The sequence below is a fragment of the Corynebacterium sp. MSK047 genome (assembly GCF_030232285.1).
Classification (GTDB): domain Bacteria; phylum Actinomycetota; class Actinomycetes; order Mycobacteriales; family Mycobacteriaceae; genus Corynebacterium; species Corynebacterium jeikeium_D.
Genome location: NZ_JASPJI010000012.1, coordinates 24,061 through 44,331, shown reverse-complemented (window position 1 = coordinate 44,331; position 20,271 = coordinate 24,061). Strand labels below are relative to the sequence as shown.

Genomic DNA, 20,271 nt, shown 5'->3' with positions numbered 1-20,271 from the left:
CGGCGTTTTCGTCCGCGTTTTCGCTCTGTCCACCGAGCGCCTGGCGGTGGGATTCGGGAAGCTGCGGCAGGGCGCCCGTGAGGGCATCGACCAGGTGATGAGGATCAGGCGCCCGAGGAGCTCCCCGTCCGGCACGCCCACGACTCGGCGTAGCGGCCGCCCTTCGCCAGCAATTCATCGTGCGTGCCCCGTTCTGCGACCGTCCCGTCCTCCGAAAGCACGACGATGAGGTCGGCATCGCGAACGGTGTGCAGGCGATGGGCGACGACAATCACGGTGCGATCGCCGCGCAACGCCTCCATCGTGCCGACGATCGCCCGCTCAGTGGCCGCATCCAGCGAGGACGTCGGCTCGTCGAGAAGCACCACCGGGGAATCCTTCAGAAGCGCCCGGGCGATGGCGAGGCGCTGCCGCTCGCCTCCCGACAGCAGCGTCCCCTCCTCCCCCACCGGGGTATCCCACCCGGAAGGCAGCAGCTCCACGATGCGGTCCACCCCGGAACGCCGGGCGGCCTCGCGCAAGCGGTCCCCGTCACCGGGCTCGGAACCGAATCCGGGATCGGCGAAGACCACGTTGTCCCGCACGGACGCGTCGAAAAGGAACGTCTCTTGGAACACCGGGGTCACCAGCGAGTTCACGCCGTCGGTGCCAATCCGAGGCAAGGGTACCCCGCCGATGAGGACCTCCCCCGAGTCCGGATCATGAAAACGCGACAGCAGCCGCATGACCGTCGTCTTGCCCGCCCCCGACGGTCCCACTACGGCAACCAGCGCTCCCTGAGGTGCACGGAAGCTGACGCCGTCGAGAACCTTCTTATCCCCGTACCCGAAGCTCACGTCGCGGAACTCCACGTCATGCCCGTCGGGCAGCTCCGGTGCGGCAGGTTCGGGAAGGGCGGGGATTGCCCGCAGGTCACGCAACGCAGCCAACGTGTTGCGGCCCGCACCGAAACCGCCGGACAACGCTCCCGCCGTGGTGATCGGTCCGGTGAACTGGACGACCACGATGAGCATCGGCGCCAAATGCGCCGGCGCCATCCCGCCCGTCGCGGCGACTGCCACGGCGACTATCACCGCCGCCGTGAACACCGCATGGACGACCGAACCCAGCCGTCCGATGACCGCCCCCTGCGTCGACGTCGCCTTCGCGAACGCATCGTGTTGGGCCCGGATTGCCTCATCCACCATCGCGTCCGCCGCCGAACCGTCGCCCGCGGCGCGAATCGCCTGCTGGCAGCGGGTGAACTCGATCAGCCTGCCGGAGACGGCAGCGACGGCGTCAGCATGCGCTTCGTCCGACTCCCCGCCGACCCGACCAATGGCCCGGTAGGCGAAGAAGATCACCGGCGCCGACGCGACGAGAACCAAACCGACGCGCCAATCCACCGCCAGAATTCCGAAGGCGATGACGGTCGGCGCAACCGCCGCCGCGATGACAGGCCGCAGGATCACGTGCGGCACGGACGCCGCGAACGCGATACCCGACGATGCCATCTCCGAAAAGCGGCCGGCCGTGGACTTGGTGACGTACCCGAGTGGCAACGTCAGCACGCGTTCGCCCAGGGAACGCAGCAGGGACGACAGCACCGCTGCGGAATTCGCCCTGCCGACCGTCCCCGCGGCGAGAGACAGCACCGCATGGGCGGCCGCGAGGCCGGCGATGACGCCGGTGAAACGCCACGCCGTCGCATCATCTCCCTCGGCCAGAGCCGACAGCAGCGGCAGCAGCGCGACGAACGCCGCTCCCTGAGCCAGCGCGGCAAGCGCGGCCAACGCAATGAGCCACGCCAGCGTCATTCTCGAGCGCCGATCCGTCATCGACCACAAGTCCCGAATCATCGGTTCCCCGCCTTTTCATCGTCTAATTCAGTGCCCCGCGGGGCGGATGGTTCGTCGTCGAGTGCGAACGCGCGCCACAAATCCCGGTAGCGGCCACCGCGCGCAAGCAACTCGTCGTGGGTACCCGCCTCCGCGACCGCTCCCCCATCGAGAACGAGGATGCGGTCGGCGTTTCGGATCGTGCTCAACCTGTGCGCGATCACAATCACCGTCCGTGAACGGGCCAAACGCTCGATTGCGGACTGGATGAGGGCCTCGGAAGCCGGATCCGCGTAAGCGGTTGCCTCGTCGAAGATGAGCACCGGCGCGTCCGTGACGATCGACCTCGCGATGGCCACGCGCTGCGCCTCACCACCGGAAAAGGTCACGTCGACGTTGACCACCGAATCCAGGCCCTTCGGCAGCGCCGCGATGACCGCATCGAGGTTCGCGAGCTTCGCGGCCGCCATGATTTCGCCGTCGGTGGCGTCTCTCCTGGCCAGCCGGATGTTCTCCCGCAACGGCAGCGTGAGCAACTGCGGATCTTGGAACACCACCGACACCGAGCGGTGCACGTCGCGCACGGCGATGTCGCGAAGATCGGCGCCGCCCAGCAGCACCGAGCCTTCAACGGGGTCGTAGAAACGCGCCAACAGCCGGGCGACGGTGGACTTTCCGGAACCGGAGGACCCCACCAGCGCAGTGAGGGTCCCCGGTTCGAACGTCGCGGACATCCCGTCGAGGACCCGCGGCCCATCGCCGTAGGCGAAGACCAGGTTCCGAGCCTCGAGCGCGCCTCCGCGCACGGGCACCGGATCGGCGGGCTCGACGATCGGCGGCGTGCCCAGCACCTCCGCGATGGACTTCAGGGCAGCGATCCCCGCGATGATGGGTTCGGAGTTCATGGCCACCCGCACGATCGCCGCGGAGAGTCCAAGGCCGAGAACCAGCCCGGCAACGAGCCCCTCCGGTAGACCTCCCGCGGCGTCCCTCAGAGCGAGGCCGGCCCCGCACACCACTGCGAGGACTGTGATCGGGGACGTCACCACGTCGATGACCCCGAGATAGATGTTCGACTGCCGGGACCAGGCAGACCACGCGCGGACGAACGACAGCGCCGCGGCATCGTAGCGACCCGCGCCCTGGTTGGCGCGTCCGAAGGACTTCATCACTGGGATACCGCGCACCAACTCGATGACCGCGGCCGTCACTCCTTCGGAGGCTCGCTCGTAGTCGCGCTGAAGACCGGCTCCGCGTGAAATCATCACGCCCATCAGGGCGAAGGTGACCAGCACCGGGACGACCGCCACCGCCGCAATCCGCCAATCCACCGCAACGAGCGCGATGAGGGAAAGCATAGGAACCAGCACCGCCACCACGGTCTCACCGACGGTGTGGCCCATGAGCTGGTGGATAGCCGCGACGTCCTTCTCAACCGACCCGATGATTCCCGACGAGCGCCGGGCGTCCAGCCAGCCCAGCGGCAACTTCCGGATTTGGGCGACCAGCCGGCGCCGAAGGTGGAGCTGCAGGTCGTTATCCGCCCGGTGCGAGAGCATGCCGGCGGCGCCGTCCGCGGCCATGCGCACCGTTGCGGCGACGACGATGACAGCCACGGCCAACCACGTCCGATGCTCCGGGGCCTCCGGGTACGTCATCGCGATGTCGATGATGCCGACCAGAGAAGCGACGGTAGCCACCGACGACAGGACGGATAACGCGACCACCGCACGCATCCGTGTCCGGATCGGGGCGAGCAGTGACCACGGGCCTACAGTCCCGTCCACGGCGCTCACTTGCCCGCCTCCCCGATCGTGCTTTTCTTCGTGAGAGTGCAGAAGTACACCATGCCGGCGCGTGAGGCTCCGCCCAGCTTCAGCCCGTTGGCTTCGGCGAGGTCCTCGAGCTCGCTGCCCCGGAACACCCGGTGGCCCATCTTCGCCATGACGGCCATGTCGACCCGCTCGTTCACGTCGGGATCCTCGGCGAACGTCTGCACGTAAGCGATGCCGCCGTCGGCGAGCAGCCCGGCGACCCTGCCGAGCGCAGCACCCGCATCCTTCATTTGGTGGAGCGCGCCGCACACCCAGATTTCATCGGTCCCGCCGGGCTCTCCCGCGAGCGGCGCGAGGACGTCGGCGACGTGGAATTCCGTCCGAGCCCCGAGCCCTTCGACGGCGGCGCGTTCGCGGGCGATGCGGATCGCATTGGGCGACAGGTCGTAGCCGACGATGTTCGCCCTGCGATAGCGAGGCTCGGCGGCAAGCATGCGGGCGAGCCACCCGGTTCCGCAACCGAGGTCGAGAACCCGGGCTGGCGCATCCGGCCCGGGATCCAGCGCACGGAGCTTCCGATACACGGCGGCGGCGTCCATCGGTTCACGCGCATAGCGGCTGAGGAACCTCGGCTGGACCTTGTCCTCGTAGGCCGCGAGGAGTCTGCGGTTGTTCTGGACGATCTGGGCAATCGACTTCATCTGGTTCTGTCTCCGGGTGTGTGGGCCGCGTCCACGCGGCGGTTTCGGGTTAGGTGCTCGGGTTCGCGGGCCGTCATCGGCGGCGCCGCCCCCGTGGACGTGCCCGTCATGCAGCCTCCCCCGGCCTCGTTTTCACGGCGATGCCCCACGCCGCGAGCACGGCGATGCCTAAGAACCAGGCCGCGCAGACCACCAGACCCGCAGCCCCGGTGCCGTTGACGGCCTCGCCGGCCGCGGATACGGGGGTGTGCCCGGCGATTCCGCGCAGGAGAGGACGGAAGTGGTCGGCGGGCATGAGCACCGTGTTGACGAACATCGCAACGATGATTAACGGGATGAGGGCCACGGAACCCTGGGGGCTGGTGATGGAGAACGCGATGTACGTGCCGGTGCATGCGGCCGCCGCGGCAACCATCGCGCCGGTCACCGCGATCCTCCACCACCAGGACACCTCCGGGGGGCCGTCGGAAAGCAAGGCGGCCACCGCCGCGACAACGACCGTCATCGCCATGATCCGGATGAACTCGGCAATAATCCGTGCGGCCGGCACGGCCGCGTACGGTGACGGCATGGTGATTAACCGCTCGTGGAAGCCATTGCTGCGTTCAACGAACACGGTGGACGATCCCGTGATGGCCAGGATGAACGCCCACGCCGTCACGACCAGGATGACCGCGTTCCGGAGTTCGAACTCTCCGGTGAGCTGCCTGACCAGGCCACCGAACATGCGGTTGACGATGAACAGGTACACGAGCGGAGCAATGAACGTCATGAACCAGAAGTCGGGGCGCCGCAGCCAAATGTGGGCGATGCGCCGCAAATGCACGAAGATGGCGTCGATCATGATTCGCTCCTCGAGGTGAACCGGCGGATGAACAGGACGATTCCGGCGACCACCGCGACGCCGAGCCACAGGGCTGCCTCTTCCCCGGCGCTATCCGGGAAGGCGTCCGGGGACGCCGCCCTGATCACCTCGATCATCGGCGAAAACGGCATGTGACGTACGACGTCGCGCAGGGAGCCGTCCAAAGCGGTCTCCGGAATGAACGCGGTGGAGAACATAAGCAGCAGCATTTCCAGCGCCTGGATCGATGAGGCCGTCGACACCGGGGCGGGCACCATCAGGATCACCCCGTCCGTGACCAGGGACAGAACCGCTGCGGCGAGCAGTGACCACAGGACAGTCCACGCGACGTCACCGACAGCCATGTCGAGGCCACAGGCCCACGCGACGACCAGCAGCGCCGCGATCGACGCGGACATCCGCAGCAAATCGGTGGCGAGCCTGCCGGCGACATAGCCGCCTGTGGCCCCGGGCAACACGCGCACGCGGTCAACAAGCCCGGATTCGACGTCCTGTCCCACCGCCATCGCCGACGCCGCGGCGGTGAACATCGCCGCCTGGAACAGGCAGCCGCCGAGCACGAAACGCAGGTACCCGAAGCCGGATTGCCCCGCCGAGTACCCAAACACCGCGTACAGGCACAGCAGGAAGAGGGGCGGAACTACGAACATGGAGATCAGCGACGCGGTGTTGCGTCGCAACAGCAGCAGATCCCGACGGAGAAACGCCGCGACCGACGTCGCACTCATCGTGCCGCACCCCCTGCGTTCATCGATATGAACACCTCGTTGAGGGTGGGCGGCGACACGCTCAGCGAATCCGGCAACGCTTCCGAGGCCTCCATCGCCCGCGCCACCGCCTCGAGGATCCGCGGCCCGGGGTCGACGTCGAGGGACACCGACTTCCCCGCGACGCGGGCGCGGTCCAGGCACGTTCCCCCGAGGCAGCGGGCGAACGCCTCCGCCCCGGCGGCGGTGGCGAAGGACACGCGGAGCACGTGCGACCCGAAGTCGCGGCGCAATTCCTCCGGCGTTCCGCTGGCGACGATGCGTCGGTCCTTGAGCAGATGGACGTGGTCTGCCAGCGCCTCCGCCTCTTCCAGGTACTGGGTGGTCAGCACCAGGGTCATTCCGTCGTCCCGCAGCTGCCGGATGAAGCCCCACAGCTCTTCGCGGCTGACCGGGTCCAACCCCGTCGTGGGTTCGTCGAGGAACAGCAGCCTGGGCACGACGCACAGCGACGCGGCGATGTCGAGGCGCCGCCGCATGCCACCCGAATAGGCCGACACCAACGTCGAGGCACTGTCTGCGAGCGAGAATTGCGCGAGTAGTTCCGTCGCGCGGGCGGCCGCGTCGGCGCGGTCGAGTCCGCGCAGCCGCCCGAAGAACTCCAGGTTCTCCCGGCCGGTGAGGTTCTCGTCGATCGCCGCGAATTGGCCGGTGGTGGCAATGTCGGCGCGCACGCCCGCCGGATCCTCTTTCACATCGCGCGAGAAGATGCTCACCTCGCCGGAGTCTGCGGTGATGAGCGTCGACAGGATTCGGATGAGAGTGGTCTTGCCTGCGCCGTTGTGGCCGAGGAACGACACGATCGCCCCGGCGGGCACGGTGAAACTCACGCCGTCGAGCACATGCTTGCGCATCCGGGCACCGCGCTTTCCCTTGCGCCCGCCGTCCGGCGGGGCACCTGCCCCGCCTTCGGGCGCGGTGCCCGCTTTGCCCGCAATCGGGTAGCTCTTCGTGAGGTTGCGGACGACGATCGCCGCACCTCGTTCAGCTTGATCCGTCATCGTTTCCCCTTTTCTTTGGAATCGCAGTGGGCCGCTGTCGGCAGCGGCCCCGTGGTCGGGTTGTCATGCGGCACCTCGATATGGATGCCCGCATCGCGGGCGAAGGCGAGGACCGGTTCGAGGAGCCGGGGGTGGCCGACGAGATCCCGGCACCCCGGCGTGACCGGCTTCCCCGCCACCGCCACAACGGTGGCGGCAGCAATCGCCGCGGTCATTTTGTAGGAACCTGGGCCGGTCGCCCGGACGACGGTCGTCTCGGCCGACGGCCCCGCATCGCCCGCGCCGGCGGACGACAGTGCGACGACCAGCTCGGCGGGTTGCGGAGTGCCCTTCGCCCGCGCCTTCCGCGATGTCACGGCCGCCCCGAGACGGGCGAGCAGACCGGAGACAACGGGCATCGCGTACAGTCTCGACGTGCAGATCTTCTCCACCAACGCATCGGGGAGGGCATCGAAGGCGACGTGGTAGGAATATCCACGGATCGAGGGGCACACCTCGCGTACGACGTCGACGTCCGGGCATTCGTAGCCGATTCCGCTTTGCGACGACACCGGGTTGCGCCGCACTTCGACAATGGCGCCGCCGAGCATCGCGCGGTATCCGCCGCGAATGGTCCGGAACATCGACTCGACCGACGCGGCCCCGGATTCCTGGTCGGCGCCGATTCTCAGATCGACCCGCACATCGCGGACCTCTTCGACCCCCGCAGCGCGGGCCCCGAGAATCAACAGTGCCGTCGACAAGCCCGGGCACAGGCCGAACCCGGTGAGCACGGGAACCCCCTCCCGCCGGGCATCCCCGTCGAGGGCCATGATTGCGCGGCGGGCGTCGATCGAATCGTTGACGTCGATGTATCCGGTGCCTGAGTCAATGCAAGCACGGGCGAGTGAGTCTGCGTGCACCTCGAACGGGCCGGTGCAGTTGACCACCCAATCGTGTTTGCGGAATACCCTGCAGATCTCGTTGTGGCCGGCGGCGATCCTCAGCGGGAAGTGCCGCCCCGGGCCATCGTCCGGTTTCTTTCGGGAAGTGTAGGCCAGCTCGATCCCGTCGACGGCGCCGAGCATCCCCCGGACGAGCCGTCCGGTGACGCCGGTACCTCCGGCCACCAGCACTTTCACAGGTTCGCCCGCGTCGCGGTCCCGTGCTTCCCCGCCGTTTCGTCGATCAGTCACTTTCCATCTCGTTTCCCCGGTCCCGCGACCGGTCGATTCCATCGGACGACGGGTCCACTGCCCTGTCGTCCGTTTCCGGCGCCCGGCGCCGGTGTTCGATGTACTCCCCGATGAGAGCCCCAGTCAGCGCGGCATCCTCTCCGAGGACGAACGAATAGTGGTTTCCCGCGACGCCGGCGACGCAGAGGTCATCGACGAGGTGGTCCCGCCACTGGTCGTGGTTGTGAGCCTCGCCGTCATCGGGGAAAACGAACAGCGCCTCCCTCACCCGCCCCTCGGGCCGGTACCGGGTGCGGGCATCGATGAGCGAGCGCAGCGAGTTGAACTCCGTCGCTGTCACCCGGTCGCCGGAAAGCCCAAGGTCCTCCAGGAGCGTCGGTGCGACCGCTGCGGCCAGGGCACGCAGGCGGGCCCCTCGTTCCTCATCGGTCTCGTCGACCCCGCCGAACTCCGCCCAGAGGCGGGCAACCGGCGTTCCGTGCGGGAGATCGGCGATCGAGGGCATCACCCGGGACAGCAGCCCCTTTTCGGATTCCGCGTCGAAATCCCCGACGTCGACCGCGATCCCCGGAGCCAGGCTGTCGAGAAACACCAGCGCAGGATCGAGATCGGCCAAACGGAGCGCCATCTCGGCCGCGATGGTGCCGCCGAGGCTCCATCCAACGATCGCAGGGGCGGCACCGTCGACGAGCACCTCGCGGACCCGGCCCGAATAGTGGGCCGCGATATCGCCGATGCCGATAGCGTGGGGGAATGGTCTCTCGAACTCCGCGAAGCCGACGCCCCACACCTGCCCGCCACCGGGGATCGCGAGTGCCAGGTCTCGGTAGATGTCGACGGTGCCGAATCCGCCGTGGACGAGGAAGATCGGGCGCGCCTCATCACCGCTGCGCAATAGGACCAGCGAACGGTCCGCGGCCGACGCGCCGGGATCATCCGCGTCCCGCCGGTCGGTCGGCGTGGTCGTCGACTGGCCGACGAGCTCTGCCACGCCACGTGGCGTCGGCTTGGCCAGCGCTTCCGCGAGCGGCACCGACGCCCCGGTGATGTCCTGGATCCGCTGCATCAGTTTCACGAATCCCAGGGAGTCGTAGCCGAGGAGGAACAGGTCGTCGTCCGCGCCGGCTTCGGCGCCGCCGAGGTCGGCCCGGACTATCCCAGTGATGACCGTCAGGTATCCGCGAACTCGGCCCATCAGGTCCCCGGATGCGATCCTCGAGATCGCGCCCGCCCTGTCGCGCTCTGCCGATAACACGCCCGCGACGCCGTCGTCGATCACCCCACCGCCGGAAGAAGTGCCCCCGACCGCCAGGCGCAGGTGCCGAACCTGGCCGACGCTCAGCGGCGCCGCTTCGGAGCAGCCCCCGGCGAAGCCCGACACCGACCTGATGTAATGGTCGAAGATGTCCTCCACCAGTTCCGGTTTCAGGATCTGCTCGACGAAATCCCAGGCGACGTTGATACGCCCGTCGACCTCCATCACCTGGTTGTCCAACAGCACCTGCGGAGTCTGGGAGATGGCGTAATCGACGTCTCCCAGGACGTGGGCATCCTTGCCCGAGCCATCGCCTGCCGCGGCCCCCTCGCCGAACAGCAACGAGGTGTACACGAACGGCGCTATGGCCTGTCCGACGGGCAGACCCCGGTGGCGCGCGATGGTGCCGAGCAACGACACCCCGGAGTACCCGGCCGCCATGTGCCCGAGCAGCCGGTTGCGCAGTTCCGCCGTCCACCAACGGAGATCATGGTCGGCGGCCGCTTTTACAGGCATCAGAATGACGCCGGTGAAATCACCGAAGACGCCGGCGACGTCGGCGATTTCGGAATCACGGTTGTACGTGGTGATGTTGATGCCGACCGAATCCCCCTTCGACCACAGCGACAGGCTCGTCGCATAGCAGGCGAGAAGCAGTGCGGACACGCTGCCGTCGGCGGCGCTGGCCCTTTCCCGCAACAGTGCGGTTTCCTCAGCGGTGAACGTGTACGACAGGCGACGCATCCGCGGCACATCCACGTCCGCGGCCGCACCGCTTGATGGAAGGGTGTTGCCGGGCGGGAATTCCTCGACCACCGTCCGAGTCAACGTCTCTTCGCCCCGCCCGACCGCCGAAGCTTCCCGACGCTTCATCTCCAAGACGTACGTGCGGTAGTCGCCAGTGACGGGCGGAAGCTCCGTTCCTCGGTACAGCTTGTCCAGGTCGTCGATGAAAATCCGCTGGCTCGCCCCGTCTCCGATGATCATGTCCACGCTGAAGAACAGGCGGTGCCGCCCGTCCGGGAGCGCGAACGCCGACAGATGGAACAAGGGCCAGCTGCCCAGATCGAATACCTGGTGGCTCAGCTCATCGCGCTTGCGCCGCACCGCCTCGACCACGGTCGCCTCATCGGCGGTCCGGTAGTCGGCGACATCAATACGGTAGCGCGGAACCTCCGGCAGGATCCGCTGCGTGGCTTGTGCGGTGAACACGACGCGCAGCATCGGATGCCTGCGGATTAGCTTGTCGAGGGCGTCTTCCAGGCGATCGATGTCGGTACCGGGTTCGGTGACGGATTCGATGTAGTAGTGCTCGGTGACGCCGCCCAGCTCGAACCCAGAGTTCCGGCCAACGTAGTAGGCCTTCTGCATGTCAGTCAAGGGGAACGGCGCGTGGGGGTCATCCCCGAATTGTTCCACCGGATCCTTTCCGTGGGCACTCGCGGAGCATTCTCGGGCGCCTCCTGCGGCTGAACCGGCACCGACGGCACAATCGGGGGAAGGCACTGCCTCGGCGACGGCTTCAGACTCGGCCCCGGACTCCCGCATGGCCTCCGATACAAGGCCGGCGATGTGCGCGATGGTCGGGTCGACGATGACGTCGCGGAAACGGAGCCGGACTCCCGTCTTCTGCCGGATTGCGCGAATCATAACCTGGAATTGCAGGGAATCGCCGCCGCGGCGGAAGAAGGACTCTCCCGCGCCGCACGCCGAATCCGCGGCACCCGTCGACGGGGCTTCCCCGAGAATCTCGTCGAAGATTCCGGACACCAACTCGATCGCCCCGGGGTCGGCGACGGAACCAGCCGAGCCCACGGCTCCGGCCCCCGCCCCGGCGACCTCGCCATCGGCCGTTGCCCCGCCGCCCGCGGCGCCGACGTGCCTACGAATTTCCTCCTGGTCCAGTTTCCCGTTGACGGTAACGGGCAGGTGCGCCACCGGCAGCAGGACCGTCGGTACCATGTACGCTGGCAAGCATCGGGCAAGCTCGGCCCGGACGGCATCCCGCGAGCCGGTCATATCGTCCACCGGAACGTAGAGGCACGCCAGTAGTCCCCGATCGCCCGATTCGACGACCGCCGCCATCGACGCGGTCACCAGGCCGGACCGCTCGAGGACCGATTCGATTTCTCCGAGTTCGACGCGGAAGCCCGCGATTTTCACCTGTCGATCGCGGCGGCCGAGAAATTCCACAAAACCCTCCGCGTTGAACACGCCCACGTCTCCGGTCCGGTAGCAGCGACCGATGCCTGGGACATACCCGAAGGCGGCAGCGGTCCGCTCCGGATCGGCCGCATACCCCTGCGCGACGCCGAGACCGCTGATGTGGATTTCCCCCGGCACCCCGACAGGGCAATGCACCCCGTCGGGCGCGAGCACGTGGATGCCCTGGTTCGCCAGCGGGTACCCGTAGGGAATGCGGTTTTCCAGGCTATCGCGTTGCAACGGGTAGTGGATGGACCAAATGCTTCCTTCGGTCGCACCGCCCAGGCTATTGATCGACGCGTTCGGGAACATGGACATGGCGCGAGCCGGAAGCCCCGCTGCGATGCGATCGCCGCTGAGCAATACGGTGCGCACATCCGGGAACACGTCGTCGTCCGCCGCCCGGACCAGGGCGAGTTCCAACAGGGCGGGCGCGGAGTTCCACAGCGTGACCCGCTCTTCCCGCAAGACGTTGAGGATTTCATCGGCGTCGCGTTCGTCTCCGACCATCGTCACCGTCGCGCCTGCCGCGAACGCACCGAACACGTCGTAGACCGACAGGTCGAAGCCCAGCGACGACAATCCGATGATGCAATCGGCGGAGGTGACCCCATACTGCCGGTTCACGTCGAGGATGGTGTTGATACAGTTGCGATGACTGATCCGCACACCCTTTGGCCGGCCCGTGGTCCCCGAGGTGAAGATGACGTAGGCAAGGTCGTCAGGGGCAGTGCCGGGCGAAGAGTGCGCACCCGCGCTGCTCGCGCGGTCGCAGACTTCCGCGGCTGCGGGCTTGCCGACGCCCGCTACTCCGCTTTGGTCCAGTTCATCGATCACGCCGGTGTCCAGAATCGGGCCCGCCGCACCTGAGGCTTCCACTACGTATTCTTGTCGCTGGGCCGGCATGCCCGCGTCGACAGGCACGAATGCGGCTCCCGCACGCAATGCGCCGACCATGTTGACGATGTCGTCGGGATGCTTGGTGTAGCGCACGATCACCGCATCCCCCGCCCCGACGCCGGAATCCGAGAGTTGGCGGGCGATGCGTCCGGCCCTGGCCCAGACCTCGGCGTAGGTGTACGAGATGCCACGGGCGGCGAGGCGCACGGCCGGCGCATCCGGAGTCGCCGCGCATGCGGCTTCGACAAGCGAAACCAGGGTGTCATCGTGGATCGGGCCCGCAGCATCGTTGTAGCGGGCGACGGCCCTCTCCGTCTCCGCATGACGGATGGGCAGAGCCTCTCCCCCCTCCGCCACCACGTCCAGGGCCTCCGCAACGGCTCCGAACATCGCATCTACCGCAGGGAAGTAATCGTCGACCACGTCCCACGACAACGCCATCCCGCCCGATGCCGGCATCACCTGGATGTCGAGGCACACCTGCGCGGTTTGCGTGTAGACGCGTTCGATGACCGGGCTGCGCCCGCTTCCCCGCTCGCCGCCGAGGTAGCTGGTGAACACCACCGGAGCGGTGGCCTGGGACTGATTGGCCGCGTCCCGGAGGAATCGCTGTAGCACCTCCACACCGGAAACGCAGCGGTGGGACAGCCCTTCGCGGATGTCCAGGTCGATCGCCTCCGCCAACCCGTCGATGGTCGCGGCTCTCCCGGCGTCGACGCCGACAAGCATCGATGAAGTGAAATCTCCCATCACCCTCGTGCCCGCGGCGAGGCCGCTGCGTTCGCTGACAGTCACGTTGACCGTCAACGCGGATTCGGGCAGCCACCTGCAGACGACGGCGGCGTTGACGGCCATCACCAGCGACGACAGGGTAACTCCAATGCGGCGGGCACGTTCGCTGAGCTTGGCGGTGACCTCCGCGTCGAGCACCGTGCCCAAGCGCCGGGTCGACCAATCGTCGCCACCCCCCACGGCCGCCGGGAACTCCGGACGCCGCGGCAGATCTGCGGCCTTCTTCTCCCAGTAGGCGAGGTCCTCGGCCCGTTTCCCGTCGCGCCGGCGCGCAGAGATTGCCGCCAGGGCATCCCCATATCTGGAAGCCGGAGCCGGCGGCTCCCCGGCCAGCAGGGATTCGAGCTCGTCGAAGAACAGGTACACCGAACCCGCATCCATGACGATCATGTTGAAGTAGATGAACATCCTGCACCCGCCCGCATCTGCGAGCAGCCTCGCGGCGACCATGGGGCCGTCCTCGTTCGACGATCGCGCCGCGGTTCGCATGTCCCGACGGATCTCCCCCACCGCCGCGTCGATATCGTCGCCGGACCCGACTACCTCGACGGTGGCGAGGCACACGCCGGTCGGGCTCAAGACCCCGGCATCGACGTCGAGCCGATGGAACAGCACGTCGTGACGCCCGAAGACCGCCCGCACGGCCTCCTCCACCTGCGGCAACGAATAGTCGTGCCGGGATTCCGCGTAGATGTACGTCGCTTGGCCACCAAGCTCGATGTCCTCGTCCGCGCCGAGCAGGTAGGCGGTCTGGATTGGATTGAGCGGGACCGCATCCGCGGGACCAGCCCCATTTTTGCCGGCACAGCCGTCATCCGACTCACCCGTCGCTACAGCGGGATCGGCCCCGGCAGCGGCGCCTGCGGCAGATCCGGCATCAGCGCCACCCCGGGCGGCGTCGATGACGGCCGCCAAATCAGCGACCGTGACCCCGGGGTCCATCGCCGCGTAATCGATGGTGACCCCGTACTCGTCCTCCAGCGCCAGCAGCATCTGGAGGAAAGTCAGGGAGTTCGGGATGTGGTCGCGGAGTTTCACGTCCGCCGAATCCAGGTGCACGCCGATGGCGTCGGCGATGGACTCCGACAGCCGTTCGGGGGCGACTCGAGCCCCGGTGCGGGCTCTTCCCACGGCGGTAGATGCGACGGCCGGCGCGATCGTTTCATTGGTCATCGTCATCGCCTCAGAGCAGAGCCTCGAGCTTGCGGCGGAGCTTCTTGCCGTTCGACGCGACGGGCAGCTCGTCGACCCACAGAACCCTGGAGACGGGCACCCCGGCGACGCGCATCAGCTCGGTCGTCGCGGACCGGGCCACCGCCTGTTCATCGATCGGAGGTTCATCCCCGTCCGATTGCCCGGCACCGGTCGCATCGTCGGCCTTACGATCGGTCGGGGTCCGCCTGGCCAAGAACACGGCGATCTCCTCTTCGCCCGTGGCTGGGTTGCTCCGGCCGAGAACGGCAACATCGCGGTCAAGCACATTCTCCAGCACGGCTTCCAAATCAGCCGAATAGTAATTCCGGCCGTTGACGAAGATGATGTCCTTCTTCCGGCCGAGGACGAACAACTCGCCGTCGCGGAGAATGCCCATGTCCCCCGTTGCGAACGCCCCATCATCGGTGAGCTCGTGCTCCACGATCCCCTCTGCTGTGATCGCGGCGCGGGTCATCGGAGCGCCGGCGATGTGGATTTCACCGACGGTGCCGTCGCCGAGGACCCCGCCCCCGTCATCGCGGATGGTCAAGGAAATCCCCGGGACGGCCTTGCCCAAGGCGACGAACTCAGCTCCGGACTCGCTCTCGATGTCCTCGAAACGCTGCCCCGTGGCGATGCCCGTCCGGTCAAGTCGCACCGTGGACAGACCCGAGTAGATGTCCCGGGTCGTGACCAGCAGGCAAGCTTCGGACATTCCGTAGGCGGAGGTCAGGGCATCCTCCCGGAGGCCCATGGCGGACATCGCCGCAAGGAACTTCCGGGCCAATGGAGCGTCGATGGGCTCAGAACCGCTCATCAGCTTCTGGACGTTGGAGAAGTCGTAACCGTGGTCATCCCCGAGGGGCCGGCGCTCGAGATGGCGCAGGAAATGCTTGAACGCGAAGTTCGGGCACACTGTCACCGTCGGCCGGTGCCTGGTCACGGCCTCGAACCACCTCGGGGGATCGGCGACCACCTCGGAAACCGGCAGCAACACCTGGTCGTACCCACGAAAAAGGGCGTAGACGTGGAAGCCGATCAGCGAAAGGTTGTGGGTCAAAGGCAGCCACGTGAGCATCTTGTTCTCGTACCGGTGCGCGTGGCGTGGGATCGTCGCGCGCAGACCGTTCAGCACGGACTCGTTGGTTACGATGACGCCCTTTGGCGATCCCGTGGAGCCGGACGAAAACTGGATGAGGGCTTCGCCTGCCGTCCCACCTCGCACCGGGAACGCGGGGACCGCCCCGGCGCCATCCCCGGAATCCACGTCACCCGCCTGAGAGAAGTCCGATTCAGCATCACCCGGCATCGCCGCATCCGGTTCCGCGGCAGCGTCATTGACGATGGACACGTCGAGCAGCCGGTCCTCGCCCACGACCACGGCACCGTTTGCGCCGGTGAGCAGCGTGTAACTGCGTTCGTCGACCAGGATCGGGGCCCCGGGCATCATGTCCGAGAGCGTCCGCACCCTGTCGACGTCAACCGGGCCCGACACCGGCGGCGCAAGCGCCGGAACCGCGCCGGCATAGACGCAGCCCCAGAACGCCCGGATGAGCCCACGGTTCTCTGAAACCTGGAAGATCACGCGATCGCCGGGGCCGATGCCGGCTTCGGCCAACCGAGTCGCAGCCGCCACCGCCTCCGCATGGACCCGGCCATACGGGACGAAGACGTCCCGCCGATTCTCGACGAAGGTGATCCCCTTTTTCGTCTCATCGGCCTTGTCCCGTAGCACGTCGCTGATGGTCCGGATCGTGTTCATTGGTACCTCTTTCGGTTGTCGGCGCCATGCCGGTGCCGGGCGGACCGGGCCCGCATGGCGTGACCCGGAGGATGTGTCTGAAGGGTTGAAAGGGTGAAGCAACTGGGTGGGGCGCGTCTCCGCACAAGCCCGGAAATGCTCACCCGCCGGTTCCAGGCGCCCGTCAAGTCACTGCAGACACCAGGGCGGCGACGAAGACCGCGGCGGACGCTGCGGCCGCGAACCCGTCACGCACTCGCCAGGGGTGATCGGTGCGGAAGGTACGCCGCGGATAGAGGCCGAAGTTGCGCATCGCCAGGGTCAGGGACAGCTTTTCGGCGCAGCGCACGGCGCTGACGAACAACGGGAAAGCGATGCGCGCGGGCGTCGTCGCGCGAATGAAACCGGAGCGGAAAGACTGCTCCGGTCGCATCGAGCGCAATCTAATCGCCCATGTCAGCTGGGGGATTTCACTGCGCAGGAACGCTGCGATGCTCACCCCGGAAATCGCTATGGTGCACCATGTGTAGGGCACCCGGAGGCGTTGCACCATGGCGTCGAAAAGCTCCTCGACGCGCATGCACGCGGAGACCAGGACCGTCCCCGCGAACACGGCCATCAACAGCAGTCCGTGATGGATGCCGTGGCGGACGGCTTCCGACGCATCCCCACCTCCGTAGAACTCGGAGCGCCACCCGAGCAGGCCGAAGAACACCCCGATTAACAGGACAAGAAGGACCTTCCCCGCCGTCGCCCGAACGTCGCGTTCCGCGATCGCAGCGAGTGCGAGGAACCCGACCACCGTCAGGGCGAGAACGGCGTCTCCGCCGGAGAGCAGCCCGGCGACGAGGACGAACATCACCGCCGCGACAATCGTGATGGCGTTCAACCCCGCGCGCCTTCGAGCGGCGGATTCACTGGTCCAGGGGCTTTCGTCCAAGGACGTCCGTGCGCCGGCCGCGGGCAGTGGGCGATCCCGCCGGGACGACTCCGGGGAAGCCGGCAGGTCGGCTGCGGGACCGGACCAGGCGACCTTCCCTTCGGCGACGATGCTCGCCCTATCTGCCCACGTTCGCGCGACACGGCGGTCGTGGCACGTGAACACAACGGTTCCGCCGGCCCCGGCGTATTCCGCTAGCGCATCCAGTACGATGCGCGAGCTCGGCGAATCCAGGTGCGCCAACGGCTCGTCGAGAAGCAGCAAACGGCGATTGGCCGCCACCGCCAGGAAGATGCCCAACCGTCTTTTCTGTCCGCCCGACAGGACGAACGGCGAGACGGGGTCAAGTGCCCTGGGGCACAGGGCTTCCCGCAGTTTCCGCAGCTCATCGGCGCCGAGTGGTCCGTGCGGGTCCGTGCCGGCCAGCGCGGAGTCGATTTCCGCGGCGACGGTCGCGCGGGTGAACTGGTGCTCGGGGTTCTGGAACGCCCACGACGCGAAGGCGTCGGGGACGCGCCGGGCGGACGCGCCGTCGATCCGGAAGTTCGCTCCCGCCTTCATCTGGCCTGACAGCACCGCCAGCAAGGTGGACTTACCGGCTCCGTTGGCGCCGACTAGGGCATGAATCTCGCCCCGTTCCAGTGTCAGATCGGCCCCGTCCAGAATCCTCTCCCCGCCTCGGGCCACGTGGGTTCCGGTCAAGGCCAGCAGTGGAACGGCATCCGCCTCCGATTCCAAATCGGGACGGTCCGGTGCCCCCGTGCCCGGCGTACTGGCGTCCGGCGCTCCGGCGGGCGCGGCCGACGTCGCAATGCCCTTCACCGCGATGCCCTCCGGTGCTCCGTGCGCGGCGACGCTCCCGTCCGCATCGAGGATTGTCACCGTGTCGACCCACCCGTCGAACGGGCGGAGGTCGTGCTCGATGAGCAGGATAACGCGCCCCGGGGCCCGCAAATCACGGATGGCGGCGAACAGCGACCGACGACCGTCCTCGTCAACGTGGGCCGCGGGCTCGTCGAAGATCATGACCTCCGGCGCCCTGGCCACAGCACCGGCGATGGCCATCCGCTGGCGTTGCCCACCCGACAAAGCCCACGGATCCTTCTCCGCGAGCTCTGACAGCCCGAGCTCCGATAGGGCCTCGGCTGATTGCTTGGCGACGATGCCGGCTTCCACGAGGGAAAACTCGAGGGCCATCGACACGTCATCGACGACTCGGAGCGTGAGCACCTGCGTCGACGGGTCTTGCCCGACGAAGGTGACCCGGTCCCCGTCCACGGGGCGTTCGGTGCCGTCGGCATCGACGATGTGCACGAATCCGGCATGGTCGATGGGGATGTGCGAGGGGATCAGTCCAGCGATGAGGTGGGCCAGGCTCGTCTTTCCGCATCCCACGGGTCCCGTGATGGCGTTAATCGTGCCGAAATCGAAGGAGAGATCCACCATGTCGGGTGCCCATCGCCCATCGGCGTGCCGGACGCCCGCGCCACTAACCCGTAACCGGGCCGGGGCCGTCCCGCGTGTCGCACCGGCGCACGCGGGTGCTCCGCCGGTCACCGGGTGACTCCGCGGCTGCGAAGCCCCTTTGCGACGGCAAAGCCCAGGACCAAAAACACCAGGCTCGATGCCAAGGCTACGGCGAAGCTAATCAGGGTCATGGGCGTGGTCGGCGAGTCGACGCCGACTGCGCGCGGGGCCATCGTTCCCATCAGCGCGGAGAACAACATCGCCGACGCCACGAACTGCGGACGCGTCCACCGCCGGTACAGGGTGACCATGAACGGAAGCTCGATGAGCAATCCTTCCATAGTCAGCGCCCCGATTGCGGCGACGCCGAACGGGGTGGTCGCCGCGGACACGACGCCCATGGCAAGGCACGCGATAAGGCTCGCGCCAGGCTTGCGGACGACGATGAGGGGAACAACGCACTGCAGGAACCACAACCCGAGCGTCGCCGCGACGAGATAAACGTGGGCGATGCCGGCGAACACCTGCAGGTAGGTCAGGGGCACGATGATGAGAGACCCCGCGACGCCGATCGCGGCGGCGACGAGCATGTCGCGGGTGGATGGTCGGCCACCAGCTGCGACCGGTGCGACGTGCACCAACCGCCCGTCATCCGTCTGCGACGCCACCGCGTCCCCGGCTCCCCCTCCGGAGAGGGGTTCTCCGGTCGATCCACGTTTTCCGTTCATCGTCGCCGCCTCGCTTCCGTTGCCGATTCCCGATCGGGAACACCACCTGAAACAGTATTAGGTTAGGCAATGCTTATCGGATTACGCCAGGCTCAATTTACTGAAATTACCCCCGCCCCCCCCCGAACGAAAAACCGCCTTCCCAGCGTGCTCACAGAGATTCGCCCCGTACTCGAGCGCGTCTTTGCAGGCGAGATTCTCTCCCGCACGCTGGTGCTGGACTCGCTCATCCACTACGAAGGTCCGACAAAACTGGCCGCCGCAGGTCGAGGCCGGGGCCTGAAGTGGATGCGCAACCGCGCCAAGAAGGACCCTGCTGCCCTGGTTGACGCAATTTTCGCCGCCCTTGCCGAGCGAATCGTCACGGTACCCGGCACTGCGGCAGCAGAATTGGTCATTCCCCAGCTGGCGGCGAACATCAAAGCGCTTCAAGCACAGCGCGACACGATTGCCGGACAAGTCGAGGAGATGCTCGAATCGTTCCCTCTTGCCCAGGTCTTGATGTCGATGCCCGGCGTAGGCATCAAGACCGCCTCTAACATCGTGTTGTCCATCGGCGATTGCCAGGACTTCGCCGACGCCGCACACTTAGCCGCTTACGCCGGCATCACGCCGACCACCCGGCAGTCGGGTACGTCGGTCCGCGGCGAGTTTCCCACCAGGGCCGGCAATAAACAGTTGAAAAACGCGCTGTTTCGATCGGCGTGGATCGCGTCGCACTGCCATCCCGCATCGCGCGACTACTACCTGCGTAAACGGGCTGAAGGACAGAAGCACAATGCCGCGGTGATGTGGCTTGCCCGAAGCCGCTGCAACGTCATCTATGCCCTGTTGACTCGGCGTGAGTTCTTCCGAGAAATCCCTGCTAGAACCATCGCCACGGCTGCGTAGGCCGCTGCGCTGATCACCGCCGGCCCGCACGATGCGGCCCGGCGATCAGTCATGGCT

The 20,271-nt window shown here is 67.2% G+C and carries 11 protein-coding genes and 1 pseudogene; 1 reads left to right on the top strand and 11 read right to left on the bottom strand.

What is annotated here, in order from left to right:
* Nucleotides 1-104 precede the first annotated feature (104 nt).
* From QP981_RS06290 to QP981_RS06240, 11 genes are all read right to left on the bottom strand, one after another.
* Entirely contained in the window at nt 105-1,838 is a 1,734-nt protein-coding gene (locus tag QP981_RS06290) for an ABC transporter ATP-binding protein (RefSeq protein WP_284857659.1), read from the bottom strand.
* The gene (locus QP981_RS06285) at nt 1,835-3,613 is read right to left on the bottom strand and encodes an ABC transporter ATP-binding protein (protein WP_284857658.1); all 1,779 of its coding nucleotides are present in this window, start codon (nt 3,611-3,613) and stop codon (nt 1,835-1,837) included. Before QP981_RS06285 ends, QP981_RS06290 begins: the two co-directional genes overlap by 4 nt.
* A complete protein-coding gene (locus tag QP981_RS06280; protein ID WP_070602852.1) occupies nt 3,610-4,293 on the bottom strand; it encodes a class I SAM-dependent methyltransferase in 684 nt (227 codons plus the stop codon). Before QP981_RS06280 ends, QP981_RS06285 begins: the two co-directional genes overlap by 4 nt.
* 106 nt (nt 4,294-4,399) lie before the next feature.
* Nucleotides 4,400-5,137: an ABC transporter permease gene (locus tag QP981_RS06275; protein ID WP_070602850.1), complete on the bottom strand. Its 738-nt coding sequence runs from the start codon at nt 5,135-5,137 to the stop codon at nt 4,400-4,402.
* Nucleotides 5,134-5,886, bottom strand: a complete 753-nt coding sequence (locus tag QP981_RS06270) for an ABC transporter permease (protein ID WP_284857657.1) — start codon at nt 5,884-5,886, stop codon at nt 5,134-5,136. Before QP981_RS06270 ends, QP981_RS06275 begins: the two co-directional genes overlap by 4 nt.
* Entirely contained in the window at nt 5,883-6,926 is a 1,044-nt protein-coding gene (locus QP981_RS06265) for an ABC transporter ATP-binding protein (protein WP_284857656.1), read from the bottom strand. Before QP981_RS06265 ends, QP981_RS06270 begins: the two co-directional genes overlap by 4 nt.
* Nucleotides 6,923-8,101 carry a saccharopine dehydrogenase family protein gene (locus QP981_RS06260; RefSeq protein WP_246815103.1) on the bottom strand — a complete coding sequence of 393 codons (1,179 nt, stop codon included), beginning with the start codon at nt 8,099-8,101 and terminating at the stop codon, nt 6,923-6,925. The genes QP981_RS06265 and QP981_RS06260 overlap by 4 nt, the downstream gene beginning before the upstream one ends.
* Nucleotides 8,094-14,426, bottom strand: coding sequence for a non-ribosomal peptide synthetase (locus tag QP981_RS06255; protein WP_224433555.1), 6,333 nt, complete (start codon nt 14,424-14,426; stop codon nt 8,094-8,096). The genes QP981_RS06260 and QP981_RS06255 overlap by 8 nt, the downstream gene beginning before the upstream one ends.
* Nucleotides 14,427-14,436: 10 nt before the next feature.
* A complete protein-coding gene (locus QP981_RS06250; protein ID WP_016423217.1) occupies nt 14,437-16,209 on the bottom strand; it encodes an AMP-binding protein in 1,773 nt (590 codons plus the stop codon).
* A gap of 163 nt (nt 16,210-16,372) precedes the next feature.
* Nucleotides 16,373-18,574: an ATP-binding cassette domain-containing protein gene (locus QP981_RS06245; RefSeq protein ID WP_284857654.1), complete on the bottom strand. Its 2,202-nt coding sequence runs from the start codon at nt 18,572-18,574 to the stop codon at nt 16,373-16,375.
* 107 nt (nt 18,575-18,681) lie between these two features.
* Nucleotides 18,682-19,263, bottom strand: a complete 582-nt coding sequence (locus QP981_RS06240; RefSeq protein ID WP_187400548.1) for an ECF transporter S component — start codon at nt 19,261-19,263, stop codon at nt 18,682-18,684.
* A gap of 183 nt (nt 19,264-19,446) precedes the next feature.
* On the opposite strand from QP981_RS06240, the pseudogene QP981_RS06235 reads away from it, so the two are divergent.
* Nucleotides 19,447-20,214: pseudogene (locus QP981_RS06235) on the top strand (IS110 family transposase); the annotation flags it as partial.
* Between the last annotated feature and the right edge of the window lie 57 nt (nt 20,215-20,271).